Raw genomic sequence first — 26,072 nt, 5'->3', positions numbered from 1 at the left:
GCTCCACGCGGACAGGGAGAGCGGCGGGTTCGCACGGGCCGCTCACTTCGGCTTCTCGAACGGCTTGTCGAAGCTGATCTTCGGGTCCTGCAGCGAGCCTTCCACGTCGTACTGTACGCTGGCCAGCCGCGCCACCTTGTCACCGAACAGCTTGTCGGCGACGAACAGCGCACCGCCGATGGCCGGCGCGCCGACGATCAGCGCGGCGATCGGCAGGTTGTTGCTCACCGGCAAGGTCACCAGCAGCTTGGCGTCGATCTGGTCATTGAGCATGTCCAGCGTGCCGTTCAGCTCGAGGTTGCTCGAGGGCCCGGTCAGGGTGATCGGTTCGCGGGTGGTGAACACGCCGTCGCTGCCGAGCAGGCGTCCCTTGACCCGGTCATAGCTGAGGCCTTTGCCGAGCAGGTCGGAGAAGTCCAGGCGCAGGCGCCGGCCGATGGAGTTGAAGTTGAGCAGGCCGAACACGCGCAGCGCCGAGGCGGAGCCCTGGGCCTCGACGAACTGCCCCTTGTGCAGGCTGGCGTCGATGTCACCGGAGAAACGCTTGAGGCTGAACCAGGCCGGCGAGCCCGGCCAGCGCCCGTCGACATCCAGGCTGAACTTCTCGCTGGTCACGCTCGGTGCGAAATCCCAGGCCAGCAACACGTTGGAGAGATCGCCGCCGCCGAGCTTCCCCTTGAACCAGCTGGCGGGCGCGCCCTGGCCTTCCCAGCCACCCTCGCCGTTGATCTGCAGGCCCTTGAGGCCCAGCTTCACGTCGCTGAAGCGCGCGCCGGTGGCGGTTGGCCGCGACTTGAACGACCAGGCGCCGAGCAGCACGTCGCCCTGGTACACCTGGTCCACATGCAGGTTGAGCGCCGGCAGCGAACGCGGATCGACATCGGCCAGCGGATCGGGTTTCTCCACCACCGGCGCCTGCGGATCGAGCGGCACGGGATCGGCGGCCGGCAGGCGCAAACGACGCAGGTCGACGTAGACCGGGCTGTCGTCGTCCGGCAGGTCGATGCGCCCGGACAGCGGGTCACTGTCGATGATCGCCTGCCAGGTGTGCTGGCCACGCTGGATCTGCGCGCTGACGTCGTTCACCTCGCGTCCGAATCCCTTGAAGGTACCGATGCGCACGTCGATGGCGCGCAGCAGTTGCTGCGCGTCCTTCGGCTGCACCGGCGCCTTGCTCTGCTCCAGCGCGGATTTCCAGGCATCCAGGTCGAATTTGGCGAGGCTCCCGCGCACCCTAAGGCCACGGTCGACCGGCGCCACCGCGGCGCCTGCGCCGAGCAGCAGCTCGCCACGCAGCTGCTTCTGGTCGTTCGCCGGCATCGCCAGCGCCAGGCTGCCGGCGTCCTGCAGGTCGGCCCACATGCGCCGCTCGGGACCGCTCAGGTTCATCCGCCAGGTGGCGTTGCGGGTCTCGTCGACGCCCTTGCCGAAGGGCGCGGGCAGTTCGATGCCGACGCCCTTGAGGTCGGAGTCGACGCGCAGCTGGCTGTCGTCGGAAATCGACACGCCGAGGCGATAGGGAATGCTGCCGGTCACGGGCAGCGTCTGGGTCACGCCGAGCCATTCGGCGAGCGTCTTCACCGCCACCTGGCCGCTGGCCTCGATGCGTGTCAGCGGCCGGGCGCTGCCTTCGGCGAACACCTTGCCCTGCACCGGCCTGCCGAACAGTTGCGCACGCACGTCCGGCGCGCTGAGGCCCTTGGCGCTGTCGAAACGGAACGCCCCGGACACCTGGCTCAGTTCAAGCAGTGGCTTGTCGATGCGCAGCGTCGCGCCCTGGGTGGCGAAATCGACCACGACCAGCGGCTGCCCGCCCTTGTTCAACGGGATGTCGAGCTGCAGACGGCCATCCAGCGGCCCCTCGCCACGCCAGCCGGCGAAGGATTCGGCGGCGCTCTTCAGCGGGGTTTCCTGGAGGATCTTCAAGCCGTCGGCCACGCTGCTGGCGACCTTGCCGTCGATCAGCAGGCGCGACACCTGCCCCGCCGGCACATGCGGCACCCGCGCCTTGACGTCGGTCACGCGGCTGTCCAGCAGCAGCCCTTCGGAGACGTCGACCCGCACGCCGCTGTCCTCGACGAACACTTCGCCCCGCGCACCGCGCACCGACGGCCAGCCGGGCTGAAAGGCCAGTTCGGCGTCGTGCACCTTGAAGAACAGGTCGATGGACCGGGCGCCGTCCTGCGCGCCGTGCATCAGCGAGCCCTGGTACTGGAACCAGCCTTCGTCGATGCGCCCGCCACGGATCGCCGTCTTCAGCCAGTCGGCCAGCGCCGGGCTGAGGGCCGGCGTCACCGTCGGCAGGTACTTCTCGGTGTAGCGCGCGTCGCCGTCGTGCAGCGTCACGCGCAGGTCCATGTAGCTTTCCCGCGACGGGTCGCGCTGCAGGCGGATCAGCATGTCGCCGGCGAGCTCGCCCTCGTCGCCACTGACCTTCATGTAGCGGCTGGCGAGGGTGAAGGCTTCCTGATCGAGGCTCCAGGTCAGGCGCGCGTTGGCCTGGCGGTATTTCCACGGCTGCGGGAAGAAATGATCGAGGTGCAGCACGAAATCCGGGGCATCCAGGCGCAGCTCGCCCTGGCCGAGGTCACCGGAGATGGCGCCACTGACGTTCTCCGCGGCGGGCGCCCCATGCACGGCGTTGAAGGCGATGCGCTCGAGGTTGGCGGCGAACTGGACGCGCTTGTCGCCCTCCGCCTGGGGTTGCCAGGCCAGCTGCACGTTGTGCAGGGAACCGCGCGGTTGCAGGCCGTCGATGATCTCGGCGAGCGTGTCCGGCAGCGGCGCCAGGGCCTCGACGGCAGGTGCCAGCGGGGTCAGGTCGAGCCGGTCGGCGGCGAGCTTCCAGACTTCGTCGGCCGCGCCACGGCGCTGCTGCCCCAGCGCCAGCTTGACCTCGCCCCAACGGGTTTCGCCGAGGCTCACGGCCAGCGAATCGACCAGCAGGTCGAAGCCATCGTCGCGACGGTCGTAGTAGGCGTTGAAGGCCAGGTCGTCCATCGTCACCGGCTTGCGCTCGGCATAACCGGCGGACACCTTAGGCGCATGCAGGCGGGCCACCGCACGGGCGACGCCGCCGTTGGCCCAGGTGGCCCAGACTTCGCCACCGGCCTGCAATGCACCGATGTGCCAGTCGCGGGTGAGCCGCGCCGGCAGCCATTGCGCCCAGTCGCTCTGCGGCAGGCTCAGGTACAACTCGGCCTCGGTGTCCTGCCAGCCGCTGGCGCTCAGCCGACTGTTGAGGTCGAACATCAGCGGCTGGCCGTCCGGCAGCATCAGCCGACCATCGAGGCGCTGGCGGGCGCCGCTGCGCAGGGTCAGGCCGACCGAGCTGATGCCGATGGGCTCGGCGCCGGAGGGTTTGAGGATCAGCTGGCTGTCCAGCACGGACAGCGTGGAAACCTTGCGCAGCTGCTCGAGTATCTGCGCCGGCTGCACGGGCGGCTGGTCGGGACGCTGCGGCAGCCCCTGCAGCGCCCACTTGCCCTCCTCGTCCTGGACCAGGCTGAGTTGCACGCCGCTCAGTTCCAGATGGGCGATGCGCACCTGCCGCGCCAGCAGGCTGGCGAGCAGGTCGGGCTTGATCCGCACCTGCTCCAGGCGCAGGTGCGCATTGGCATCGCCGACCAGCACGTCGTGGGCGAACAGCACCGGTGCGAAACCCTGCCAGCGACCTTCCAGGCTGCCGATACTGACCGGCATCTGCAACGCCTCGCCGGCCTTGGCCTGCACCTCGGCGCGGTACTCCGCCAGCAACGGCACCAGTTGCCGACCGAGGCTCACATACAGCGCCGCCAGCACCAGGAACAGCGCGCAGGCCCACAGCCCGCCACGCACGAGGGCGCCGAGCAGCCGGGCCGCACGGCCCTCGTCGAGCGGCGCGCTCAGAGCAGCACCACGTCGTACTGTTCCTGGGAGTACATGGTTTCGACCTGAAACTTGATGGTGCGCCCGATGAACGCCTCGAGATCGGCGACGTTGCCGGATTCCTCGTCGAGCAGCCGGTCGACCACCTTCTGGTTGGCCAGCACCCGGTAACCCTCGGCCTGGTAGGCACGCGCCTCGCGGAGGATTTCACGGAAGATTTCGTAGCAGGTGGTTTCCGGGGTCTTCAGCTTGCCGCGGCCGTGGCAATGGCCGCAGGGCTCGCAGAGGATCTGCTCGAGGCTCTCGCGGGTGCGCTTGCGGGTCATCTGCACCAGGCCGAGCTCGGTGATGCCGATGATGTTGGTCTTCGCATGGTCGCGTTCGAGCTGTTTTTCCAGCGTGCGCAGGACCTGGCGCTGATGCTCCTCGTCCTCCATGTCGATGAAATCGATGATGATGATGCCGCCGATGTTGCGCAGGCGCAGCTGCCGGGCAATGGCCGTGGCCGCCTCGAGGTTGGTCTTGAAGATCGTTTCTTCCAGCGTGCGATGACCGACGAACGCCCCGGTGTTGACGTCGATGGTGGTCATCGCCTCGGCCGGGTCGACCACCAGGTAGCCGCCGGACTTGAGCAGCACCTTGCGCTCCAGCGCCTTCTGGATTTCGTCCTCGACTCCGTAGAGATCGAAGATCGGCCGCTCGCCCGGATAGTGCTCCAGGCGGTCGGCGACTTCCGGCATCAGCTCGGCGACGAACTGGGTGACCTTCTGGAAGGTTTCCCGGGAGTCGATGCGAATCTTCTCGGTGCGCGGGCTGACCAGGTCGCGCAGCGTGCGCAGAGCCAGCGAAAGGTCCTCGTAGATCACCGTCGGCGCCCTGGTCTCCTGCATCTGCGCGGCGATCTGGTCCCACAGCCGGCGCAGGTAGCGGATGTCGGCGAGGATATCCTCGGCGCGCGCGCCGTCGGCAGCGGTGCGCAGGATGAAGCCACCGTTCTCCTGGATGCCTTCGGCGGCAACGCAGTCGGCGACCACCTTCTTCAGGCGTTCGCGCTCGGCCTCGTCCTCGATCTTCAGCGAGATGCCGACGTGCGCGGTGCGCGGCATGTACACCAGGTAGCGCGACGGGATCGACAGGTGCGTGGTCAACCGCGCGCCCTTGCTGCCGATCGGGTCCTTGGTCACCTGCACCACCAGCGCCTGGCCGTCGTGGACCAGCGCGCTGATGCTTTCCACCGCGCTGCCTTCGCGGGTGGAGATTTCCGAGGCATGGATGAACGCCGCGCGCTCCAGGCCGATGTCGACGAACGCCGCCTGCATGCCCGGCAGCACGCGGACCACCTTGCCCTTGTAGATGTTGCCGACGATGCCACGCCGCTGGGTGCGCTCGACGTGCACTTCCTGCAGCACACCGTTCTCCACCACGGCCACGCGCGATTCCATCGGCGTGATGTTGATCAGGATCTCTTCGCTCATATTGTTCTCGTTGGCGCAAAGCCGAAGGGCAGTGGCTGAGTTGTACAGCTTTCCCGCGCTGGCTTCCAACTCAGCACCCCGGGACAACGTCCGTGCCCCAGCAACGGATGCCAAAGCTCGCCAACAGTTCCGCCGTTTCGCACAGCGGCAGCCCTACCACGGCCGAGTAGCTGCCCTGCAGCCCGCTGACGAAAACCGCGGCCAACCCCTGGATGCCGTAGCTGCCCGCCTTGTCGCAGGGCTCGCCGGTCTCCCAGTAGGCCTCGATCTCCGCGCGTTCCAGGGCGCGGAAACGCACCCGGCTGGCGACCACGCGCGTGGCGTGGCGCTGAGCGTCGACCAGGGCGACGGCGGTGAGCACTTCATGTTCACGTGCGGACAACGCGGCCAGCGTGGCCAGCGCCTCGTCACGGTCGCGCGGCTTGCCGAGGATGCGCCCGTCGAGCACCACGGCGGTGTCGGCACCGAGCACCACGGCGCCGGCCGGCTGCTCGAGGGTCGCCTGCACGGCCCGCGCCTTGGCCAGCGCGAGGCGCTCGACGTAGGCCGCCGCGGCCTCACCAGGCAACGGCGTTTCATCGATCGGCGCGACCCGGCTGACGAAACGCACGCCGATCTGCGCCAGCAGTTCCTGGCGGCGTGGCGAAGCGGAGGCGAGATGGAGGACGGGTGTGGTCATGGAATGCTTCCTGTCGTGCGGAAGGCACGCCGACCCGCCGCTCAATTGACGTTCAGACGCAGGTGCAGGCCGCGCAGGGCCGCGCAGACCCAGGGCCAGAGCAAGGCGCTGACCAGGGCGGGGAGGACGAAGGCAAGCGTCGGCGGACGGTTGCCGGTGAGCGCGTTGAGCCACAGCTGGACCAGTTGCGCCAGGCCGAAGACCACCAGCAGCACCAGGCTCTGCTGCCACATCGGGAACATCCGCAGGCGCTGGTGCAGCGCCAGCACGAGGAACACGATGAGCGTCAGTACCAGCGCGTTCTGCCCCAGCAGCGTGCCGTTGAGCACGTCCTGAGCGATGCCGATGACCCAGGCGGTGGTCATCCCGACCTTCTGCGGCAACGCCAGCGTCCAGTAGGTCAACACCAGCGCCGGCCACAGCGGCCGACCGATTTCCATGAATGCCGGCATCGGCGCCACGCTGAGCAGCATCGCCAGGATGAAGGTCAGCCAGACCAGCCAGCCATTGTTGGAACGCCGCGCGACCATCAGCGATCTCCCTGATCGGGGTTGGGCGGGACCTGCCCGGGCGGCGCCTGGGTCGGCGGCGCGGCCGGAGCTGGCGTGCCAGGCGGCGTGGCGGGGTTCTGCCCATCGTCGCCGGCAGCCTTCTGGTCAGCGGCCACCTGCGCCTCGGCGGCGGCATTGGCGCGCTCTTCCGGCGAACGGGTGTCGGTGAACACCAGCAAGACGTAGCGACTGCGGTTCAACGCCGCGGTGGGCACCGCGCGGACGATGGCGAACGGCTGGCCGGAGTCGTGGATGACTTCCTTCACCGTCGCTACCGGATAACCGGCCGGGAAGCGCTGGCCGAGGCCGGAACTGACCAGCAGATCGCCTTCCTTTATGTCGGCGGTATCGGCGACATGGCGAAGCTCAAGGCGCTCGGGGTTGCCGGTGCCGCTGGCGATGGCGCGCAGGCCGTTGCGGTTCACCTGCACGGGAATGCTGTGGGTGGTGTCGGTGAGCAGCAACACCCGCGAGGTGTAGGGCATCACCTCGACGACCTGGCCCATCAGCCCGCGTGCATCGAGCACCGGCTGGCCGAGGAACACGCCGTCCTGGCCGCCCTTGTCGATGATGATGCGATGGGTGAAGGGGTTCGGATCGACGCCGATCAGCTCGCCGACCAGCACCTTGTCGTCCACCAGCGCGGACGAGTTCAGCAGTTCGCGCAGGCGCACGTTCTGCTCGGTCAGCGTGGCGAGCTTCTGCAGGCGACGCTGCATCAACAGGGCCTCGGCCTTGAGCTTCTCGTTCTCGGCGACCAGTTCGCCACGGCTGGCGACCTGCTGGGTGAGGCCTTCCCAGGTGCGCACCGGCAGCTCGGTGAGCCAGTAGAACGGGGTCAGCACGAGGCCCATCTGGCCGCGCGCCGGCTTGAGGAAATCGAACCGCGCGTCCACCACCATCAAGGCAGCCGAAAGCACGACGAACACCAGCAGGCGTACACCGAGCAAAGGTCCTTTGGCGAATAACGGTTTGATGGTCGGCACCTCGCAGCCGCAAGCTTCAAGCGCTTTGCCGCGGGGCGGATACCGGACCGGCCGGAGTTCCGCCCGCAGCGAGTGGCCTGCAGTTCGCCGCTTACTCCGTAGACAGCAGATCCATGGCGTGGCGATCCATCATTTCCAGGGCGCGACCGCCGCCACGGGCCACGCAGGTCAGCGGGTCCTCGGCGACGATCACCGGCAGGCCGGTTTCCTGGGACAGCAGCTTGTCCAGATCGCGCAGCAGCGCACCGCCACCGGTCAGCACCAGGCCGCGCTCGGCGATGTCCGAGGCCAGTTCGGGCGGCGACTGCTCCAGGCAGCTCTTCACCGCCTGGACGATGGTCGCCAGGGATTCCTGCAGCGCTTCGAGCACTTCGGCGGAGCTGAGGGTGAAGCTGCGCGGTACGCCTTCGGCCAGGTTGCGGCCGCGGACGTCGATCTCGCGGATTTCGGTGCTCGGGTAGGCGGTGCCGATTTCCTGCTTGATGCGCTCGGCGGTGGATTCGCCGATCAGCGAACCGTAGTTGCGGCGCACGTAGGTGACGATGGCTTCGTCGAAGCGGTCGCCGCCGACGCGCACGGACTCGGCGTAGACCACGCCGTTGAGCGAGATCAGCGCGATTTCGGTGGTGCCGCCGCCGATGTCGACGACCATCGAGCCGCGCGCTTCCTCGACCGGCAGCCCGGCGCCGATGGCAGCGGCCATCGGCTCTTCGATGAGGAACACTTCACGCGCACCGGCACCGAGGGCGGATTCGCGGATAGCCCGGCGCTCGACCTGGGTCGACTTGCACGGCACGCAGATCAGCACGCGCGGCGAGGGCTGCAGGAAGCTGTTCTCGTGAACCTTGTTGATGAAGTACTGGAGCATCTTTTCGCAGACGCTGAAGTCGGCGATGACGCCGTCCTTCATCGGACGAATGGCCGAAATGTTGCCCGGCGTACGGCCGAGCATGCGCTTGGCTTCGGTACCGACGGCAACCACACTCTTCTGATTATTGGCGCTGGTACGAATGGCGACGACAGAGGGCTCGTTCAGGACGATGCCGCGTTCACGCACGTAAATAAGGGTGTTGGCAGTTCCCAGGTCGATCGACAGATCGCTGGAAAACATGCCACGTAATTTCTTGAACATGAGGAGAGAGACCCTGGGGCGACGCGTGGGTAAAAAAGTGCGCAAACTCTAACAACGACAGGGATTTTGGGCAACCCGCGCGCTGTGGTAGATTGGCCGTTTTCCCGGGCCCTACGGACCCGCAACGCAGGCCGCGTCGAACGCGTTTCGGCAGGCCCGCGCAGCCGGAAAACGCGGCTTTCGACCGCCCCTCCGGGATTCGGTTCCTCCGCCTTTTCCGGATACCTCTCCACGTCATCCGCCCGCCCTCAGGAGACGCCCATGGCGCTTGAACGCTCCGATGTGGAAAAGATCGCTCACCTCGCCCGCCTAGGCCTGGATGAAGCCGACATTCCGCGCACCACCGACACCCTCAACAGCATTCTCGGCCTGGTCGACCGCATGCAGGCGGTCGACACCGACGGCATCGAGCCGCTGGCCCACCCGCTGGAAGCCACCCAGCGCCTGCGCGCGGACGTGGTCGGCGAAAGCAATCGCCGCGACGCCTACCAGGCGATCGCCCCGGCCGTGGCCGAGGGCCTCTACCTCGTGCCGAAAGTGATCGAGTAAGGAACCACGATGCATTCATTGACGCTTGCCGAAATCGGCCGCGCCCTGGCCGCCAAGCAGTTCTGCGCCGAAGAACTGACCCGCCACCTGCTGGACCGTATCGCCCGGCTCGACCCGCAACTCAACGCCTTCATCAGCGTCACCGAGGAGCTGGCGCTGAGCCAGGCGCAGGCCGCCGATGCGCGCCGCGCCGCGGGCGAGAACGGCGCCCTGCTCGGCGCGCCGATCGGCCACAAGGACCTGTTCTGCACCCAGGGCGTTCTCACCAGCTGCGGCTCGAAGATCCTCGGCAACTTCACCGCGCCCTACGATGCGACCGTGGTGGCGAAGCTCGCCAGCGCCGGCACCGTGACCCTCGGCAAGCTGAACATGGACGAGTTCGCCATGGGCTCGGCCAACGAATCCAGCCATTACGGCCCGGTGAAGAACCCCTGGGACGCCAGCCGCGTGCCCGGGGGCTCCTCCGGCGGTTCCGCGGCCGCCGTGGCCGCGCGCCTGCTGCCGGCCGCCACCGGCACCGACACCGGCGGCTCGATTCGCCAGCCGGCGGCCTTCACCAACCTCACCGGGATCAAGCCGACCTACGGCCGCGTTTCGCGCTGGGGCATGATCGCCTACGCCTCCAGCCTCGATCAGGGCGGCCCGCTGGCGCGCACCGCCGAAGACTGCGCGCTGATGCTCGGCGCCATGGCCGGTTTCGACGCCAAGGACTCGACCAGCGTCGACCAGCCGCTGGACGACTACCTCGCCGCCCTGCGCCAGCCGCTCGCCGGGCTGCGCATCGGCCTGCCGGTGGAGTACTTCAGCGCCGGCCTCGATGCACGCATCGCCGACGCGGTGCTCGCCTGCGTAGAGGAACTGAAGAAGCTTGGCGCCACGGTCAAGGACATCAGCCTGCCGAACATGCAGCATGCGATTCCGGCGTACTACGTGATCGCCCCGGCCGAAGCCTCCTCCAACCTGTCGCGTTTCGACGGCGTGCGCTTCGGCTATCGCTGCGAGAACCCGGCGGACCTCACCGACCTGTACAAGCGCTCGCGCGCCGAAGGCTTCGGTGCCGAGGTCAAGCGGCGGATCATGGTCGGCACCTACGCCCTCTCCGCCGGCTACTACGACGCCTACTACCTGAAGGCGCAGAAGATCCGCCGGCTGATCAAGAACGACTTCGTCAAGGCGTTCGAGGAGGAAGTCGACCTGATCCTCGGCCCGACCACGCCCAGCGCGGCCTGGAAGCTCGGCGAGAACAGCAACGACCCGGTCGCCGAGTACCTGCAGGACATCTACACCATCACCGCCAACCTGGCGGGAGTTCCCGGCCTGTCGATGCCCGCGGGCTTCGTCGATGGCCTGCCGGTGGGCGTGCAACTGCTGGCTCCGTACTTCCAGGAAGGTCGCCTGCTCAACGTTGCGCACCAGTACCAGCAAGTCAGCGACTGGCACAAGGCAACGCCCGCCGGGTTCTGAAACAGCCCTCCCCTCTCTCATTCATGGGAGTGGGGCCGGGGGAGAGGGTACGGCCCGCCACCCTCTTCCCAACCCTCACCCGCAAGCGGGAGAGGGGGCAGACCGCAAAACATTTGAGGGATATTGAACATGCAATGGGAAACCGTGATCGGGCTGGAAATCCACGCACAGCTCGCCACCCAATCGAAGATCTTCTCCGCCAGCGCCACTACCTTCGGCGCAGAGCCGAACACCCAGGCCAGCCTGGTCGACCTCGGCATGCCCGGCGTTCTGCCGGTGCTCAACGAGGAAGCGGTGCGCATGGCCTGCAAGTTCGGCCTGGCGATCGACGCCGAGATCGGCGCGCGCAACGTCTTCGCACGCAAGAACTACTTCTATCCCGACCTGCCCAAGGGCTACCAGATCAGCCAGATGGAACTGCCCATCGTCGGCAAGGGCTTCCTGGACATCACCCTCGAGGACGGCACCCTCAAGCGCGTCGGCATCACCCGCGCGCACCTCGAGGAAGACGCCGGCAAGAGCCTGCACGAAGACTTCCACGGCATGAGCGGGATCGACCTCAACCGCGCCGGCACGCCGCTGCTGGAAATCGTCTCCGAGCCCGACATCCGCTCGGCCAAGGAAGCCGTGGCCTACGCCAAGGCGATCCACGCCCTCGTGCGCTACCTGGGCATCTGCGACGGCAACATGGCCGAAGGCTCGCTGCGCTGCGACTGCAACGTCTCGGTGCGGCCCAAGGGCCAGGCCGAGTTCGGCACCCGCGCCGAGATCAAGAACGTCAACTCGTTCCGCTTCATCGAGAAGGCGATCAGTCACGAGGTGCAGCGCCAGATCGAGCTGATCGAGGACGGCGGCAAGGTGGTCCAGGAAACCCGCCTGTACGACCCGAACAAGGATCAGACCCGCTCCATGCGCAGCAAGGAGGAAGCCAACGACTACCGTTACTTCCCCGATCCGGACCTGCTGCCGGTGGTCATCGAGCCGAGCTTCCTCGCTGCCGTGCGGGCCACCCTGCCGGAACTGCCGACGCAGAAACGCGAGCGTTTCCAGGCTGCCTTCGGCCTCTCCATGTACGACGCCAGCGTGCTCTCCGCCAGCCGTGAACTGGCCGACTACTTCGAGCAGGTGCAGCAGGTCAGCGGCGACGCCAAGCTGGCCACCAACTGGGTGATGGGCGAGCTCTCCAGCCTGCTCAACAAGGAAGACCTGGAGATCGAGCAGTCGCCGGTTTCGGCCGAGCAACTGGGCGGGATGATCCTGCGGATCAAGGACAACACCCTCTCCGGCAAGCTCGCCAAGATGGTCTTCGAGGCCCTGGCGGCCGGCGAAGGCGCGACGGCCGACGAGGTCATCGAGAAGAAGGGTCTCAAGCAGGTCACCGATTCCGGTGCCATCGAGAAGATGCTCGACGAAGTACTGGCCGCCAACGCCGAACAGGTCGAGCAGTACCGCGCCAGCGACGAGGCCAAGCGCGGCAAGATGTTCGGCTTCTTCGTCGGCCAGGCGATGAAGGCGAGCAAGGGCAAGGCCAACCCCGGCCAGGTCAACGAGCTGCTAAAGAAGAAGCTGGAAGGCTGAAACGCCGCCTCTCCGGGCGAGTCGCTGCACCCGGAGAGGCTTCGTGGAATTTGTCTCATCGCGTAGCGGTCATACTGCGAAGCCCGGCGCGCCGTCGGGTATCCCAACGGATCGCGGGCAGCGCCCGCCGCATGGAGCGACCGATGCGCCGAACCGCCTGCCTGATGATCTCCGCACTGCTGCTTGCCGGCTGCTCCAGCCTCGATCGCGGCGTCACTCGCCCCGGATCATCTTCCACCACCGCCACCGGCTACAGCGAAACCGGCCAGGCCTCCTACTACGGCGCGCGCCACCACGGCAAACGCACCGCCAGCGGCGATTCCTTCGACCAGAACGCCCTCACCGCCGCACACCGCAGCCTGCCGTTCGGCACCCAGGTGCGGGTAACCAACCTGGCCAACCAGCGCCAGGTGGTGGTGACCATCAACGACCGCGGCCCGGTTTCCCGGCGACGCCTGATCGACCTCTCGAAGAAAGCCGCCGAAGCCCTCGGCATGCTCGACAGCGGCGTCGCCAAGGTCCGCGTCGAAGCCCTAGACTGAGCGCTTCATCGAGCCAACCGGAGAACCACATGAACGAACGGGACAATGGCGAACGCATTCGCCGCGAGGTGATGGGCGACGCCTACGTCGATCGCGCACTGAACAACGCCACCGAGTTCAGCCAGCCGCTGCAGGACTTTGTCAACCAGAACGCCTGGGGTTCGGTCTGGGCTCGCGACGGCCTGTCGCGGCAGACGCGAAGCCTGATCACCCTGGCCACGCTCACCGCCCTGAAATGCCCGCAGGAGCTGAAGGGCCACGTGCGCGGTGCGCTGAACAACGGCTGTACGGTGGAAGAAATCCGCGAAGCGCTGCTGCACTGCGCGGTCTACGCCGGCGTTCCGGCGGCCATCGACGCGTTCCGCGCCGCCCAGGAAGTCATCGACGACTACGTGCCCAAGGCCTGATCGGTCTCAGATCACTCCCGCCGACTGCAGGATCAGTAGCCCGACGTTGGTGGTCACCACCGCCGCCAGCGTGGTGATGACGATGATCGCCGCGGCGAGTTCATGGTTGCCGCCCATGGCGCGGGCCATGACGAAACTGGCCGCGGCGGTGGGGCTGGCGAAGTAGAGGAACAGCACGCCCAGATCGGCGCCGCGAAAGCCGCACAGGTAGGCACCCAGGGTGCTGAAGAACGGCACCCAGATCATCTTCAGCGAACTCGAACCGATCGCCAGGCGGCTGCTCGCGCGCAGCGACTCCAGCGACAGCGTGCCGCCGATGCAGATCAGCGCCAGCGGCATGGTCATCTGCGCGAAGTAGTGCCCGGACGTCATCGCCCAGGCCGGCAGGCGGATATGGAAGTAGGCGAACGGGATCGCGGCCAGTACGCCGATGATCAGCGGGTTGCGCAGGATGCTCTTGGTCAGGCTCCAGACATCGGCCTTGGCCACGGGGCTGTAGACCGCCAGCACCACCGACGAGAGGCTGTTGTAGAACAGGATCACCGCGCCGGCGAGCACGCCGCCCAGTGACAGTCCGTAGTCGCCGTACATGCTGGTGGCCAGTGCCAGGCCGATGATGCCGTTGTTGCCGCGGAACGCCCCTTGCGTGTACACGCCGCGATCCTCGCGCGGGCAGCGCAGGATCGCCCAGCCCCAGGCGAGCAGGAACCCGCCCAGCGTGGCGGCGGCGAAATAGCCGAGCAGCTTGGGCTGCATCGCCTGGCTCAGGTCGGCCTCGACGATGCCGAGGAACAGCAGGGTAGGCATCGTCGCGTTGAATACCAGGGAGGAAGCGGTGTTGACGAACGCGGCGTCGATCAATTGCACACGCCGCAGCAACACGCCGACGAAGAGCATGGCGAACACCGGTGCGGTGATGTTCAGGGTTTCATGGAGGAGTGCGAACATAGCGGCTCACGCAGGTGCTTAGGCGGCTAATGATACATGCCCGCACCCTTCTCCAGCCTTTCCCGTGCGTCGTTTCAGCCCGCCAGGGGCGTACAAATGAAAAGAGCGCCTCGCGGCGCTCTTCGGTGTTGCAGGCTGTTCAGCGTCGAACCGGACGCTTCTGCAGCTTGCGCTGCAGGGTGCGCCGGTGCATGCCCAGCGCCCGTGCGGTGGCGGAGATGTTGTTGTCGTGCTCGGCGAGCACGCGCTGGATGTGCTCCCACTGCAGGCGGTCGACCGACATCGGGTTTTCCGGCACCAGGTTTTCCAGGTCGGCATGCTCGGAGAGCATCGCGGTGAGCACGTCGTCGGCGTCCGCGGGTTTGCACAGGTAGTTGCTGGCGCCGCGCTTGATCGCCTCGACGGCGGTGGCGATGCTCGAATAGCCGGTGAGGATCAGCACCTTCATTTCCGGGTCCAGCTCGAGCATCTTCGGCAGCAGGACCAGGCCGGACTCGCCCTCCATCTTTAGGTCGAGCACCGCGTAGTCGGGCAGGTCCTGCTTGGCGATGGCCAGGCCTTCCTCGGCGGAGCCCGCAACGCTGACGCGCAGGCCGCGTCGCGTCATGGCACGCGCCATCACACGGGTGAAGGTGGCGTCATCGTCCACCAACAGCAGGTGGGGCTGCTCCTCGCCGTCGAACAGGGATTCCTCGCTCATCTTCCACTCCTCAAATGCTGGCGCCCGTTCGTCACAGGCTGTAGCGGCGCGGCAGGCGCAGCTCGGTGAGCGTGCCGCCGTCTTCATGGTTGTAAAGTTTAACCGTGCCGCCGGCACGGGTGACGCTGGCCTGGCTGAGGAACAATCCGAGGCCGAAGCCCCTGCCCTTGGTGGTGAAGAAGGGCTTGCCCAGTTGCTCGGCGATGGCCAGTGGCACGCCGGCACCATGGTCGCGAATGCTCAGCTCGATCCATTGGATGTCCCAGCCGAGCTGGATATCCAAGTCGTCCGGGCAGGCATCCGCGGCGTTGTTCAACAGGTTGAGCAGCGCCTGGGTCAGATCCGGCGGCGGCAACACCCGCGGCGCGGCGCCCTGGCCGATGCACTGGAAGCGATAGCTGGCCTCCGGGCGCATCAGGTGCCAACGACGCAGCACCGCTTCGAGCCATTCAAGCGCAGTCTGCTCCTGGACGGCTTGACGGCGGTCAGCTTCGGCGGCGCGAACCAGTTGCTGCAGGGTGTCCTTGCACAGCTGGACCTGCTCCTGGAGAACCGCCAGGTCTTCCTGCAACAGCGGGTTCTTGTGCTCGATGCGCAGCTCCTTGATCAGCACGCTCATGGTCGCCAGCGGCGTGCCCAGCTCGTGGGCCGCGCCGGCAGCCTGGGTGGCGACGGCCAGCAATTGCTCGTCGCGCATACCCTCCTCGCGTCGTTCGGCCTGCAACTGGTCCTGACGACGCAGCGCCCCCGCCATCTTGACCACGAAGAAGGTGATGAACGCCGCCGACAGCGCGAAGTTCATCCACATGCCGAACAGGTGCAGGCTGATGATCATCGCCTCGTGCTCGACATTCAGGTGCAGCGGTTCGTACCAGATCAGCAGGACCGTGTAGCAACTGAGCGCCAGCCCGCTGAGCACCATCGAGTAGGCCCACGGCAGGATCGCCGCGGCGATGGTCAGCGGCACCAGGTAATAGGACACGAAGGGGTTGGTCGAGCCGCCCGAATAGAACAGCAGCAGGCTGTGGATGATCATGTCGCAGGCCAGCTGGACGGCGTATTCCAGCTCGGTCACCGGCCAGGGCGCCCGCAGGCGCAGGGCGGCCAGGACGCAGAACGCCGCGGAAATCATCAGCGTGACGCTGAGCTCGACCCAGGGCAGCGGAAGGATGTCGGTGGCGTAGGCGAAACCCACGGAGCCGGCCTGGGCCGCCAGCACGAGGACCCGGATCAGGATCAGGCGCCAGAGGTTCTGGCGGCTGGCGGAGAGCAATTGGACAGGGGCTAGCATGGTCACTCCAGATGAGCGGCGGAGTATACCAAGCCCGACTTGATGCCCACTGCGTGCGGCAACGCACCGCAGATTTGCCGGAACCTGAGGCATTCGCTGAAACGAATCCTCCGGCGCCGCGGGTTGGAACCGACGCCGGCCTGCGGCATGCTGACGCTACCGCCGCTGCGTACAGCTAGCCAGAACATGGCGGCGCATCGATGGTCTGAACCGTCGTCAAGGTGCCGCTGGCGCCAATCCATCAAGGAGTCATGCATGTCTGCCGTTTCCTCCCCCGTGGCGCTGTTCGCCCTGCTCGGTGCACTGGTGGCGCTGCCCGCGCACGCCGACGAACTGCACTACAACCAGGTTTCCCTGCATGCCGAGGTGAGCAGCGAAGTCGCCCATGACCGCATGCTGGTGACGCTCTACAGCGAAGCCCAGGACAGCGACCCGGCCAAGCTGGCCGCCGGCATCACCACCTCGATCAACGCCTCGCTGGCCGAGGCGCGCAAGGTCAAGGCCGTGCAAACCAGCCTGGGCAGCCGCAACAGCTACCCGATCTACGACGACAAGGGCCAGCAGATCACCGGCTGGCGCGAACGTGCCGAACTGCGCCTGGAAAGCTCGGATTTCGCCGCCCTGTCCAAACTCACCGGCGAGTTGTTGAAAGACCTGAAGATGGCCGGAATGAACTTCAGCATCTCCGATCCGCTGCGCAAGAAGAACGAGGACGCGCTGCTCAAGGAATCGGTCGCCGCCTTCCGCGAGCGCGCCCAACTGACCAGCGAAGCGCTGGGCGGCTCCTCCTACAAGATCGTCAGCCTCAACCTGAGCAGCAACGGCTTCCAGGCGCCGCGGCCGATGTACGCGATGGCCATGAAAGGCGCGATGCGCGACGCCGCGCCAACGCCTGAAATCGAAGCCGGCACCAGCCAGGTGACCGTCAGCGCCGACGGCGTCATCGAAGTGCAGATGCCCTGATCCGGCATCGTCCGGCGGCCGGTGGCAGCGTCGATACGGACACACCATTCGGCACGCTGCATGATTGCGACGCAATGGGCGTCGCCAGGTAGAGTGGCCGTTCGTACAGCGCTCCGGAGAGAACCGTCCATGTCCCCACGCCGCCGCTCCCGCGCCGCCCTGTTCGTGGTTTGCCTGCTCGGTGCGGCGGCTGGGGCGGCGGCCAGTGCGGCGCCGAGCAGCCTGGTGGTGTGCAGCGAGGCCAGCCCGGAAGGCTTCGACATCGTCCAGTACACCGCCGCGGTGACCGCCGATGCCTCGGCGGAAACCCTGTTCGACCGGCTGATCCGCTTCGCGCCGGGCAGCACCGAGCTGCAACCGGGGCTCGCGCAGAGCTGGCAGGTCTCCGATGACGGCCTGAGCTACACCCTGCAGCTGCGCCGCGGGGTGAAGTTCCACAGCAGCAAGACCTTCACCCCGAGCCGCGACTTCAATGCCGACGACGTGCTCTGGAGCTTCCAACGCCAGCTCGACCCGCAGCATCCGTGGCACGCGCTGTCGCCACGCGGCTTTCCGTATTTCGAATCGATGGCCTTCGGCGACCTGATCGAGCGCATCGAAAAGCTCGACGACTACCAGGTTCGCTTCGTCCTGCGCCACCCGGAAGCGCCCTTCCTCGCCGACCTGGCGATGGGCTTCGCCTCGATCTACCCGGCCGAGTACGCCGCGCAACTGTTCGCCGCCGGCACGCCGGAGAAGCTCAACAGCGAGCCGATCGGCAGCGGACCGTTCATCTTCGAGCGCTACGCCAAGGACGCGCAGATCCGCTTTCGCGGCAACCCGGACTACTGGGACGGCGCGCCGCCGATGGACCGGCTGATCTTCGCCATCACGCCTGACCCGAACGTGCGCCTACAGAAGCTCAAGGCCGGCGACTGCCAGATCGCCGTGTACCCGCGGCCCACCGATATCGCCCAGCTGAAGAACGAGCCCGACCTGAAAGTGCTCGAGCTGGATTCGCTGATGGTCGCCTACATCGCCCTCAACGTGCGCCACCCGCCACTCGACGACCCGCGCGTGCGCCAGGCGATCAACCTGGCCTTCGACAAGCCGGCCTACCTGCGCGCGCAGTTCGGCGAGGGCAATGCCAGCCCGGCGGTGGCGCCGTACCCGCCGACGCTCTGGGGCCAGGACGAAGCGCTCACGGGCTGGCCATACGACCCGCAGCGCGCACGGCAGCTGCTGGCGGATTCCGGGCACGCCGACGGCATCAAGCTGAGCATCTGGACCCGCCCCGGCGGCGGCCCGACCAACCCCAATCCGGGCATCGGCGCGCAGATGCTGCAGGCCGACCTGGCCGCCATCGGCGTGCAGGCCGAGGTACGGGTGTTCGAGTGGGGCGAGCTGATCAAGCGCGCGAAGAACGGCGAGCACGACCTGGTGTTCATGGGCTGGAGCGGCGACAACGGCGACCCGGACAATTTCCTCACGCCGAACCTGTCGTGCGCCGCGGCGAAGTCCGGGGAGAACCAGGCCGGCTGGTGCAACGCCGAATTTGACGCGCTGATCACCCGCGCCCGCAGCCTGAGCGACCAGGCCCAGCGCGCCGCGCTGTACCGCAAGGCGCTGGGGATCTTCACCCAGCAGGCGCCCTGGCTACCGCTGGCCTACCCCAAACAGTTCGCCGTGCAGCGCCGGGATGTGCAAGGCTTCGTCCTCAGCCCGCTGGGCTCGAACAATTACGCCAGGGTGCGCTATGCACCCTAGGCAGCGCTCCCGCATCATCAACGCGATTGCAACCGGAGCGCCTGACCCGATGCCCGACCTGATGAGAGCGCCGACCTAGCATGCTGTCCTTCATCGCCCGCCGGCTGGGCTTGCTGATCCCGACGTTCTTCGGCGTCACCCTGCTGACCTTCGCGCTGATCCGCCTGATCCCCGGCGACCCGGTGGAGGTGATGATGGGCGAACGCCGCATCGACCCGCAGATGCACGCCGAAGCCATGCACCGGCTCGGCCTGGACAAGCCGCTCTATGCGCAATACCTCGATTACCTCGGCGACCTCGCGCACGGCGATCTTGGCCAGTCGCTGCGCAACCAGGAGAGCGTCTGGCACGAGTTCCTCGCGCTGTTCCCGGCGACCCTGGAGCTGGCGCTCGCCGCGCTGATCTTCGCCAGCGTGCTCGGCCTGCTCGCCGGGATGATCGCCGCGCTCAAGCGCGGATCGGCGTTCGATCACGGGGTGATGGGCCTGGCGCTCACCGGCTATTCGATGCCGATCTTCTGGTGGGGGCTGGTCCTGATCATGTTCTTCTCGGTGTACCTGGGCTGGACGCCGGTGTCGGACCGCATCGACCTGCTCTTCGACGTTCCGCCGGTCACCGGCTTCATGCTCATCGACACCCTGCTCAGCGACGAGGACGGTGCGTTCCTCGACGCGCTGCGCCACCTGATCCTGCCGGCCATCGTGCTCGGCACCATCCCGCTGGCGGTGATCGCGCGGATGACCCGCTCGGCGATGCTCGAGGTACTGCGCGAGGATTACGTGCGCACCGCGCGCGCCAAGGGCCTGTCGCCGACCCGCGTGGTGGTCGTGCATGCGCTGCGCAACGCGCTGATCCCGGTGCTCACGGTGTTCGGCCTGCAGGTCGGCGCATTGCTCGCCGGCGCGGTGCTCACCGAAACCATCTTTTCCTGGCCGGGCATCGGCAAGTGGCTGATCGAGGCGATCGGCGCGCGCGACTACCCGGTGGTGCAGAACGGCATCCTGCTGATCGCCTGCCTGGTGATCCTGGTGAACTTCGTGGTGGATATCCTCTACGGGCTGGTCAATCCGCGGATAAGGCATCAACGATGAACAGCGTTAAATGCGCAGGGCGGATGCCACCTTCTTCGTCCACCCTCGAAACGCCGCAACGGTGGATGGATGAAGCGTCATCGACCCTACGATGGGCCAGCCCTGCCGAGCGGTTGGCGAACGGGTTCGCCTCGACGGCTGAAAACGCAGGCTGGATGACGCTCTCTTTATCCGCCAACGAAACTCCGCAACGGTGGATGGGTGAAGCGTCATCCACCCTACGGGACGGGTGCTTGGCCACCTCGTTCTCCCAGGCACAAGCACTTCGCGAGGTCGCGCATGGCTGAATCGACGCCGCTGGCGGCCACCGACCCGAGCCTGCTCTACCCCTCGCCGTTCCGCGAGTTCTGCAAGGCGTTCGCCAGCAACCGGGGCGCACTGGGCGGGCTGGCGTTCCTCTTGCTGATCGTCTTCTGCGCGCTGTTCGCGCCCTGGGTCGCGCCCCACGACCCCAGCGAGCAGTACCGCGACTTCCTGCTCACCCCGCCGGCCTGGCTGGACGCCGGCCAGGCGCAGTTCCTCCTCGGCACCGACGAGCTGGGCCGCGACCTGCTTTCGCGACTGATACACGGCGCGCGCCTGTCGCTGCTGATCGGCCTGGCCTCGGTGGTGATGTCGCTGATCCCCGGCGTGCTGCTCGGCCTGCTCGCCGGCTTCTCCCCGCGCCTGCTCGGCCCGTCGATCATGCGTTTGATGGACATCATGCTGGCGCTGCCGTCGTTGCTGCTGGCGGTGGCCATCGTCGCCATCCTCGGCGCCGGACTGATCAACACGGTGATCGCGATCGCCATCGTCTCGCTGCCCGCCTACGTGCGCCTGACCCGCGCCGCGGTGATGGTCGAGGTACAGCGCGACTACGTCACCGCCGCGCGCCTGGCCGGGGCCGGGCTGCCGCGGCTGATGTTCGTCACCGTGCTGCCGAACTGCATGGCGCCGCTGATCGTGCAGGCGACGCTGAGTTTTTCCTCGGCGATCCTCGACGCCGCCGCGCTGGGCTTTCTCGGCCTCGGCGTGCAACCGCCGACGCCCGAGTGGGGCACCATGCTGGCCTCGGCGCGCGACTACATCGAGCGCGCCTGGTGGGTGGTTTCGCTGCCGGGCCTGACCATCCTGCTCAGCGTGCTGGCGATCAACCTGATGGGCGACGGGCTGCGCGACGCGCTGGACCCGAAGCTGAAGAACGCTGCCTGATGAGTGAATTCCTCTCCGGTGCGCACGGCGCACCCTACAGCGCCGATATCCGTAGGGTGCGCCGTGCGCACCGATACCCCCTCGCGAATGCCCCGCGACGGTGGACGGGTCAAGCGTCGTCCATCCCGCGAGGCCCCGGTGCGCACGGCGCACCGCGCAACACCACTCCCCGTAGGGTGCGCCACGCGCACCGATACCCCTTCGCGAATGCCCCACGACGGTGGAAGGATGAAACGTCGTCCACCCTAGGAGGGGTGCTACGCCTGATGACGGAGCACGCCCCATGAGCCTTCTGGACATCCGCAACCTGTCGGTACGCTTCGGCGCCGACGCGGCGCCGGTGGTCGATGCGCTGGACCTCACGGTGGAGGCCGGCGAGGTGCTGGCGATCGTCGGCGAGTCGGGCTCGGGCAAATCGGTGACCATGCTGGCGCTGATGGGCCTGGTCGATGCGCCCGGCATCGTCGGCGCGGATGTCCTGCGCTTCGACGGCACCGACATGCTGCGCCTCACGCCACGGCAGCGGCGGCGCATCGTCGGCAAGGACCTGGCGATGGTCTTCCAGGACCCGATGACCGCCCTCAATCCCAGCTACACGGTGGGTTTCCAGATCGAGGAAGTGCTGCGCCAGCACCTCGGCCTCAAGGGCCGCGCCGCCCGCCAGCGCGCGCTGGAGCTGCTCGAACGGGTGGAAATCCCGGCCGCGGCGAGCCGCTTAGACGCCTATCCGCACCAGCTTTCCGGCGGCATGAGCCAGCGCGTGGCGATCGCCATGGCGATCGCCGGCGAACCCAAGCTGCTGATCGCCGACGAACCGACCACCGCCCTCGACGTGACCATCCAGGCGCAGATCATGCACCTGCTGCTGGACCTGCAACGCGACCGCGGCATGGCGCTGATCCTGATCACCCACGACCTCGCGGTGGTCGCCGAAACCGCCCGCCGCGTGTGCGTGATGTACGCCGGCGAAGCGGTGGAGGTCGGCCACATCCCGACGCTGTTCGAGCGTCCGGCCCATCCCTACAGCGAGGCGCTGCTGGCGGCGATTCCCGAGCACAGCCGCGGCGCGCGGCGGCTGGCGACGCTGCCGGGCATCGTCCCCGGCCGTTACGACCGCCCGCACGGCTGCCTGCTGTCGCCGCGCTGCCCCTACGTGCAGGACGATTGCCTGGCACGGCGCCCGCCGCTGGAGGCCAAGGCGCAGAGCCTGGCGCGCTGCTTCCACCCGCGCAATCAGGAGGCGGCCGTATGAGCGTGCTCGTCGCCCGCGACCTGGCTCGCCACTACGAAGTGTCCCGCGGACTGTTCAGGGAAAACGCGGTGGTCCGCGCGCTGGACGGCATTTCCTTCGCGCTGGAAGCCGGGCAGACCCTGGCGGTGGTCGGCGAATCCGGTTGCGGCAAGTCGACCCTGGCGCGCGCGCTGACGCTGATCGAGCAGCCCACCTCCGGCTCGCTGCAGATCGCCGGGCAGGAAGTCACCGGCGCCAGCAAGGCGGCGCGCAAGCAGCTGCGCCGCGACGTGCAGATGGTCTTCCAGAGCCCCTACGCCTCGCTCAATCCGCGACAGAAGATCGGCGACCAGCTGGCCGAGCCGCTGCTGATCAACACCGGGCTGTCGCGCGCCGAACGCCAGGAACGGGTGCAGGCGATGATGCGCCAGGTGGGTTTGCGCCCCGAGCACTACCCGCGCTACCCGCACATGTTTTCCGGCGGCCAGCGCCAGCGCATCGCCATCGCCCGGGCGATGATGCTGAACCCCAAGGTGCTGGTGGCCGACGAGCCGACCTCGGCGCTGGACGTGTCGATCCAGGCGCAGGTGCTTAACCTGTTCATGGACCTGCAGGAAGAGTTCGGCACCGCCTACGTGTTCATCTCGCACAACCTCTCGGTGGTGCAGCACGTCGCCGACCGGGTGCTGGTGATGTACCTCGGCCGGCCGATGGAGCTGGGGCCGAGCGAGCGGGTCCACAATCAGCCGCTGCATCCCTACACCCAGGCGCTGCTATCGGCCACGCCGACCCTGCATCCAGACCCGAGCAAGCCGAAGATCAGGCTCGGCGGCGAGCTGCCCAACCCGCTCGATCCGCCGTCCGGCTGCGTGTTCCACCCGCGCTGCCCCTACGCGACCGAACGCTGCCGCCAGGAAGTCCCGGCATTCCGCCCGCTGGACGAGCGCCTGGTCGCCTGCCATTACGCCGGAGAGGTTGGCCTCGCCTAGCGGCGTATCGCCCCTGCACGCCACCGCTCCGAGTTGTAGGGTGGGCTTCAGCCCACCATTCACTCACCCACCGTCACCCCAAACGCGCACGGTGGACCGCCACCTCAATACACATCCCGCCGATAGCGCCCGGCTTCGGTGAGGTCGGCCAGGTCCTGCTCGCCGAGCGCCTCCAGCAGCAGCGCATCGACGCCACCGGCCATGCCCACCAGGCTGCCGCAGACGTAGATCGAGGCACCCTGCTCCAGCCAGCGGCGCAGCTCGTCGAGGTTTTCCCCGAGCACATCCTGCACGTAGCGCTTGCGCTCCTGGTCGCGGGAGAACGCCAGGTCGAGCCGCTGCAGCTCGCCGCTCGCCTGCCAGGCCTGGATTTCCTCGGCGCAGTAGAAGTCGTGGGCGCGGTTGCGCTCGCCGAAGAGCAACCAGTTGCGCCGCTGCCCGGCGGCGATGCGCGCCTTGAGCAGGCTGCGCAGACCGGCCAGGCCGCTGCCGTTGCCGATCAGGATCAGCGGACGGTCATCCTCAGGAACATGGAAGGCGCTATTGCGGCGCACCCGTGCGCGCACCCCGGCGTCCAGCGGCGCGTGTTCGCTGAGCCAGCCGGAGCCGAGGCCAAGGCTGCCGTCGGGGTGGAACTCCTGGCGCACGATCAGCTCGAGCACACCGTCCGAAGGCAGCGAGGCGATCGAGTATTCGCGCACGCCCAGCGGCACCAGCGCGTCCAGCAGCGCCTGCGGGTGCAGCCCGACCAGATGGACGAAGCTGTCCGGCAGTTGCCGCGTGCACAACGCGTCGAGCAGCGGCAGGCCGAGCCCGTCCAGCGTCACCGGCGCATCCGCGACCAGGCCGTGGCCGTCGAGCCAGCGTCGCACCTTCTCCAGCGGATGCCGCGGCATCACTTCGAGGATGTCGCCGGCGCACCAGTCCGCGCGCGGCGTTAGGCCGACGAGGAAGGTCGGCGCGCCCTGGCTGCCAGGGTTGAGGCAGACGCGGCGCTGCAGCGGCCAGCTGTCGAACGGCACCGGCGCGACCTCCAGCGGCCCGCGGGTGCCGGTGACTTCGTTCAGGCGCAGTTGCCAATCGGCGATGGCCGCGCTGTCGCCGTCATCCACCTCCACCGCGTCGAACAGGGCGCGGGCGCCGGCACCGCTGAGCCAGGCGTCGACGCGGCGAGCGAAACCGCAGAACTGCTGGTACTGGCGATCGCCCAGCGCCAGCACGGCGTAATGCAGGCTGCCGAGGTCGAGGCGCTGGCCGAGCATCTTGCGCTCGAAGCTACGGGCGTTGTCCGGCGCCTCGCCGTCGCCGAAGGTGCTGACCACGAACAGCGCATTGCGCGTCTGGCGCAGCGCCTGTTCGTCGATGCGCATCAGCGGTTGCACCTGCACCGGGACGCCGGCGGCCTGCAACTGCCCGGCGGCGCGCCAGGCCAGCTGTTCGGCGAAACCGCTCTGGCTGGCGAAACCGATCAGCCAGCCGTCCGCCGACGAATCGCCGGCGACGCCGACACGCGCCGCGCGAATCTCGCGTTTCTTGCGGCGGCGGTCGAGGTAGAGCAGCCAGCCGGTGACGAAGAACACCGGCATGCTCAGGCTGGCCAGCATCATCAGGATGCGGCCGGGCAGGCCGAAATACTCGCCGGTGTGCAGCGCGTAGATGCTGATCAGCAGCTGTGGGCCGAGGTTCTTGTCGGCATAGCGCTCGTGGCGCAGCACCTTGCCGGTGGCGGTATCCAGCTGGATCTGGTTCAGCGCGCGCGGGTGCGGCGAGTCGTCGAGCAGGTAGAACACCGTGGCCGGCTGGCCTGCCGCCGGCGGCAGGCGCAGGTTGTAGCCCGCCAGGTGATCGCCGGCGGTCTGCCGGATGCTGTTCCAGAGCAGGTCGAAGTCGACCACCGGGGCCGCTGTCGGCACGCTCCCCGGCGCTTGCCCGCCCGGTCGGCCGCGGCCCTCACCGCGTGTGCCCTGCTGCCCGGCCGGCGCGTCGCCGAGCAGGCGGTTGGCGCCGTCGCGGAACCAGTCGTAGGACCAGGTAAGCCCGGTCAGCGCCGCGCAGAGGTAGAACACCAGACACCAGGTGCCGGCCACGGCATGCAGGTCCCAGTTGAAGGCGCGGCCCTTCTTCGCCCAGTCCAGGGTCAGCCAGGCGCGCCAGTTCAGCGCCTTGCGCGGCCAGCGCAGGTAGAGGCCGGAGAGGCAGAAGAACACCAGCGCCAGAGTGCTGGCGGCGGTGATCTGCTTGCCGACCTCGCCTGCCGCGAGAAAGCGGTGCAACTGCAGGACGAAGGCGAAGAAGCCCATGCCGCGCGGCTCACCCATCGCATCGCCGGTGTAGGGATCGAGAAAACGCATGGCGCCCCGCCGCTCGCCCGGCGGCGGGGTGAAGAACACCCGCGCCGGATCGCCGTCGCCGAGGATCAGGTAGACGCCCGACACCGTCTTGCCTTCCAGCGCCTGCGCCCTGGCCGCCAGCTCGCCCAGCGGCAGCACCTGCGCATCGCGGCGCTCGACCTGCATCTGCGGGTTGATCAGCTCGAGAATCTCGTCCTGGAACTCGTAGATCGCCCCGGTCAGCCCCATCAGCGCCAGCACGAGGCCGGCGCTGATGCCGAAGAACCAGTGCAGCTGGAAGATCGTTTTCTTGAACACCTGGGTCACCTTCGCGCGGCTGGGCAGTGCGACGCGCGCATCCC

General features: G+C 67.7%; 21 protein-coding genes. 11 read left to right on the top strand and 10 right to left on the bottom strand.

What is annotated here, in order from left to right; translation table 11 throughout:
* Positions 1-42 precede the first annotated feature (42 nt).
* From B3E91_RS08545 to mreB, 6 genes are all read right to left on the bottom strand, one after another.
* Complete coding sequence (locus B3E91_RS08545; protein ID WP_414708222.1) at positions 43-3,888, bottom strand: YhdP family protein; 3,846 nt, start codon at positions 3,886-3,888, stop codon at positions 43-45.
* Positions 3,885-5,342 carry a ribonuclease G gene (gene rng / locus B3E91_RS08540; RefSeq protein ID WP_287029066.1) on the bottom strand — a complete coding sequence of 486 codons (1,458 nt, stop codon included), beginning with the start codon at positions 5,340-5,342 and terminating at the stop codon, positions 3,885-3,887. Before rng ends, B3E91_RS08545 begins: the two co-directional genes overlap by 4 nt.
* A 70-nt stretch (positions 5,343-5,412) precedes the next feature.
* Positions 5,413-6,021, bottom strand: coding sequence for a Maf family protein (locus tag B3E91_RS08535; protein WP_287029065.1), 609 nt, complete (start codon positions 6,019-6,021; stop codon positions 5,413-5,415).
* Between the two features lie 41 nt (positions 6,022-6,062).
* The gene (mreD, locus tag B3E91_RS08530) at positions 6,063-6,551 is read right to left on the bottom strand and encodes a rod shape-determining protein MreD (protein ID WP_090226408.1); all 489 of its coding nucleotides are present in this window, start codon (positions 6,549-6,551) and stop codon (positions 6,063-6,065) included.
* Positions 6,551-7,549 (bottom strand): rod shape-determining protein MreC, encoded by a 999-nt coding sequence (gene mreC, locus B3E91_RS08525; RefSeq protein ID WP_090227420.1) that lies wholly within the window; start codon positions 7,547-7,549, stop codon positions 6,551-6,553. The genes mreD and mreC overlap by 1 nt, the downstream gene beginning before the upstream one ends.
* Before the next feature lie 100 nt (positions 7,550-7,649).
* On the bottom strand, positions 7,650-8,690 hold the full coding sequence (gene mreB / locus B3E91_RS08520; RefSeq protein WP_273232503.1) for a rod shape-determining protein MreB: 1,041 nt from the start codon (positions 8,688-8,690) through the stop codon (positions 7,650-7,652).
* 261 nt (positions 8,691-8,951) lie between these two features.
* Here mreB and gatC point away from each other — a divergent pair, with 261 nt between their 5' ends.
* The 5 genes from gatC to B3E91_RS08495 all read left to right on the top strand — a co-directional run bounded on the left by gatC (position 8,952) and on the right by B3E91_RS08495 (position 13,230).
* Positions 8,952-9,239, top strand: a complete 288-nt coding sequence (gatC, locus tag B3E91_RS08515) for an Asp-tRNA(Asn)/Glu-tRNA(Gln) amidotransferase subunit GatC (protein WP_282344419.1) — start codon at positions 8,952-8,954, stop codon at positions 9,237-9,239.
* A gap of 9 nt (positions 9,240-9,248) precedes the next feature.
* Entirely contained in the window at positions 9,249-10,703 is a 1,455-nt protein-coding gene (gene gatA / locus B3E91_RS08510) for an Asp-tRNA(Asn)/Glu-tRNA(Gln) amidotransferase subunit GatA (RefSeq protein ID WP_287029064.1), read from the top strand.
* Positions 10,704-10,832: 129 nt separating this feature from the next.
* Entirely contained in the window at positions 10,833-12,281 is a 1,449-nt protein-coding gene (gatB, locus tag B3E91_RS08505) for an Asp-tRNA(Asn)/Glu-tRNA(Gln) amidotransferase subunit GatB (RefSeq protein ID WP_287029063.1), read from the top strand.
* A gap of 143 nt (positions 12,282-12,424) precedes the next feature.
* Positions 12,425-12,823, top strand: a complete 399-nt coding sequence (locus tag B3E91_RS08500; RefSeq protein WP_287029061.1) for a septal ring lytic transglycosylase RlpA family protein — start codon at positions 12,425-12,427, stop codon at positions 12,821-12,823.
* 29 nt (positions 12,824-12,852) lie between these two features.
* Positions 12,853-13,230, top strand: coding sequence for a carboxymuconolactone decarboxylase family protein (locus B3E91_RS08495; protein ID WP_273232493.1), 378 nt, complete (start codon positions 12,853-12,855; stop codon positions 13,228-13,230).
* Between the two features lie 6 nt (positions 13,231-13,236).
* Here the strand turns inward: B3E91_RS08495 and B3E91_RS08490 are convergent, their stop codons facing one another.
* The 3 genes from B3E91_RS08490 to B3E91_RS08480 all read right to left on the bottom strand — a co-directional run bounded on the left by B3E91_RS08490 (position 13,237) and on the right by B3E91_RS08480 (position 16,169).
* The gene (locus B3E91_RS08490; protein WP_287029060.1) at positions 13,237-14,178 is read right to left on the bottom strand and encodes an AEC family transporter; all 942 of its coding nucleotides are present in this window, start codon (positions 14,176-14,178) and stop codon (positions 13,237-13,239) included.
* Positions 14,179-14,317: 139 nt separating this feature from the next.
* Positions 14,318-14,878, bottom strand: a complete 561-nt coding sequence (locus B3E91_RS08485; protein WP_090226390.1) for a response regulator transcription factor — start codon at positions 14,876-14,878, stop codon at positions 14,318-14,320.
* A gap of 31 nt (positions 14,879-14,909) precedes the next feature.
* Entirely contained in the window at positions 14,910-16,169 is a 1,260-nt protein-coding gene (locus B3E91_RS08480) for an ATP-binding protein (protein WP_273232487.1), read from the bottom strand.
* A gap of 255 nt (positions 16,170-16,424) precedes the next feature.
* On the opposite strand from B3E91_RS08480, the gene B3E91_RS08475 reads away from it, so the two are divergent.
* The 6 genes from B3E91_RS08475 to B3E91_RS08450 all read left to right on the top strand — a co-directional run bounded on the left by B3E91_RS08475 (position 16,425) and on the right by B3E91_RS08450 (position 23,380).
* Positions 16,425-17,132 carry an SIMPL domain-containing protein gene (locus B3E91_RS08475; RefSeq protein ID WP_287029059.1) on the top strand — a complete coding sequence of 236 codons (708 nt, stop codon included), beginning with the start codon at positions 16,425-16,427 and terminating at the stop codon, positions 17,130-17,132.
* Positions 17,133-17,261: 129 nt separating this feature from the next.
* Positions 17,262-18,878, top strand: a complete 1,617-nt coding sequence (locus tag B3E91_RS08470; protein ID WP_287029058.1) for an ABC transporter substrate-binding protein — start codon at positions 17,262-17,264, stop codon at positions 18,876-18,878.
* A gap of 80 nt (positions 18,879-18,958) precedes the next feature.
* Positions 18,959-19,969 (top strand): ABC transporter permease subunit, encoded by a 1,011-nt coding sequence (locus B3E91_RS08465; RefSeq protein ID WP_287029057.1) that lies wholly within the window; start codon positions 18,959-18,961, stop codon positions 19,967-19,969.
* A 279-nt stretch (positions 19,970-20,248) separates the two neighbouring features.
* Entirely contained in the window at positions 20,249-21,160 is a 912-nt protein-coding gene (locus B3E91_RS08460) for an ABC transporter permease subunit (protein ID WP_273232474.1), read from the top strand.
* Between the two features lie 283 nt (positions 21,161-21,443).
* A complete protein-coding gene (locus B3E91_RS08455; RefSeq protein ID WP_287029055.1) occupies positions 21,444-22,412 on the top strand; it encodes an ABC transporter ATP-binding protein in 969 nt (322 codons plus the stop codon).
* Positions 22,409-23,380: a peptide ABC transporter ATP-binding protein gene (locus B3E91_RS08450; protein WP_287029054.1), complete on the top strand. Its 972-nt coding sequence runs from the start codon at positions 22,409-22,411 to the stop codon at positions 23,378-23,380. The genes B3E91_RS08455 and B3E91_RS08450 overlap by 4 nt, the downstream gene beginning before the upstream one ends.
* Positions 23,381-23,484: 104 nt before the next feature.
* On the opposite strand, the gene B3E91_RS08445 is transcribed toward B3E91_RS08450, so the two are convergent.
* Positions 23,485-26,028, bottom strand: a complete 2,544-nt coding sequence (locus B3E91_RS08445) for a sulfite reductase flavoprotein subunit alpha (protein ID WP_287029053.1) — start codon at positions 26,026-26,028, stop codon at positions 23,485-23,487.
* Positions 26,029-26,072 lie beyond the last annotated feature (44 nt).

This window comes from Pseudomonas sp. UBA6310, from assembly GCF_002438225.1.
GTDB lineage: Bacteria > Pseudomonadota > Gammaproteobacteria > Pseudomonadales > Pseudomonadaceae > Pseudomonas_O > Pseudomonas_O kuykendallii.
This window is presented reverse-complemented; position numbering and strand designations above follow the sequence as displayed.

What these genes read in the sequence shown, in the direction of transcription:
- gatB (WP_287029063.1), top strand. Translation starts at nt 10,833, where the DNA reads ATGCAATGGGAAACCGTGATCGGGCTGGAAATCCACGCACAGCTCGCC.
- gatC (WP_282344419.1), top strand. Translation starts at nt 8,952, where the DNA reads ATGGCGCTTGAACGCTCCGATGTGGAAAAGATCGCTCACCTCGCCCGC.
- gatA (WP_287029064.1), top strand. Translation starts at nt 9,249, where the DNA reads ATGCATTCATTGACGCTTGCCGAAATCGGCCGCGCCCTGGCCGCCAAG.
- B3E91_RS08455 (WP_287029055.1), top strand. Translation starts at nt 21,444, where the DNA reads ATGAGCCTTCTGGACATCCGCAACCTGTCGGTACGCTTCGGCGCCGAC.
- B3E91_RS08535 (WP_287029065.1), bottom strand. Translation starts at nt 6,021, where the DNA reads ATGACCACACCCGTCCTCCATCTCGCCTCCGCTTCGCCACGCCGCCAG.
- mreD (WP_090226408.1), bottom strand. Translation starts at nt 6,551, where the DNA reads ATGGTCGCGCGGCGTTCCAACAATGGCTGGCTGGTCTGGCTGACCTTC.
- B3E91_RS08470 (WP_287029058.1), top strand. Translation starts at nt 17,262, where the DNA reads ATGTCCCCACGCCGCCGCTCCCGCGCCGCCCTGTTCGTGGTTTGCCTG.
- mreB (WP_273232503.1), bottom strand. Translation starts at nt 8,690, where the DNA reads ATGTTCAAGAAATTACGTGGCATGTTTTCCAGCGATCTGTCGATCGAC.
- B3E91_RS08490 (WP_287029060.1), bottom strand. Translation starts at nt 14,178, where the DNA reads ATGTTCGCACTCCTCCATGAAACCCTGAACATCACCGCACCGGTGTTC.
- B3E91_RS08500 (WP_287029061.1), top strand. Translation starts at nt 12,425, where the DNA reads ATGCGCCGAACCGCCTGCCTGATGATCTCCGCACTGCTGCTTGCCGGC.
- B3E91_RS08480 (WP_273232487.1), bottom strand. Translation starts at nt 16,169, where the DNA reads ATGCTAGCCCCTGTCCAATTGCTCTCCGCCAGCCGCCAGAACCTCTGG.
- B3E91_RS08450 (WP_287029054.1), top strand. Translation starts at nt 22,409, where the DNA reads ATGAGCGTGCTCGTCGCCCGCGACCTGGCTCGCCACTACGAAGTGTCC.
- B3E91_RS08475 (WP_287029059.1), top strand. Translation starts at nt 16,425, where the DNA reads ATGTCTGCCGTTTCCTCCCCCGTGGCGCTGTTCGCCCTGCTCGGTGCA.
- B3E91_RS08460 (WP_273232474.1), top strand. Translation starts at nt 20,249, where the DNA reads ATGGCTGAATCGACGCCGCTGGCGGCCACCGACCCGAGCCTGCTCTAC.
- B3E91_RS08495 (WP_273232493.1), top strand. Translation starts at nt 12,853, where the DNA reads ATGAACGAACGGGACAATGGCGAACGCATTCGCCGCGAGGTGATGGGC.
- rng (WP_287029066.1), bottom strand. Translation starts at nt 5,342, where the DNA reads ATGAGCGAAGAGATCCTGATCAACATCACGCCGATGGAATCGCGCGTG.
- B3E91_RS08485 (WP_090226390.1), bottom strand. Translation starts at nt 14,878, where the DNA reads ATGAGCGAGGAATCCCTGTTCGACGGCGAGGAGCAGCCCCACCTGCTG.
- B3E91_RS08465 (WP_287029057.1), top strand. Translation starts at nt 18,959, where the DNA reads ATGCTGTCCTTCATCGCCCGCCGGCTGGGCTTGCTGATCCCGACGTTC.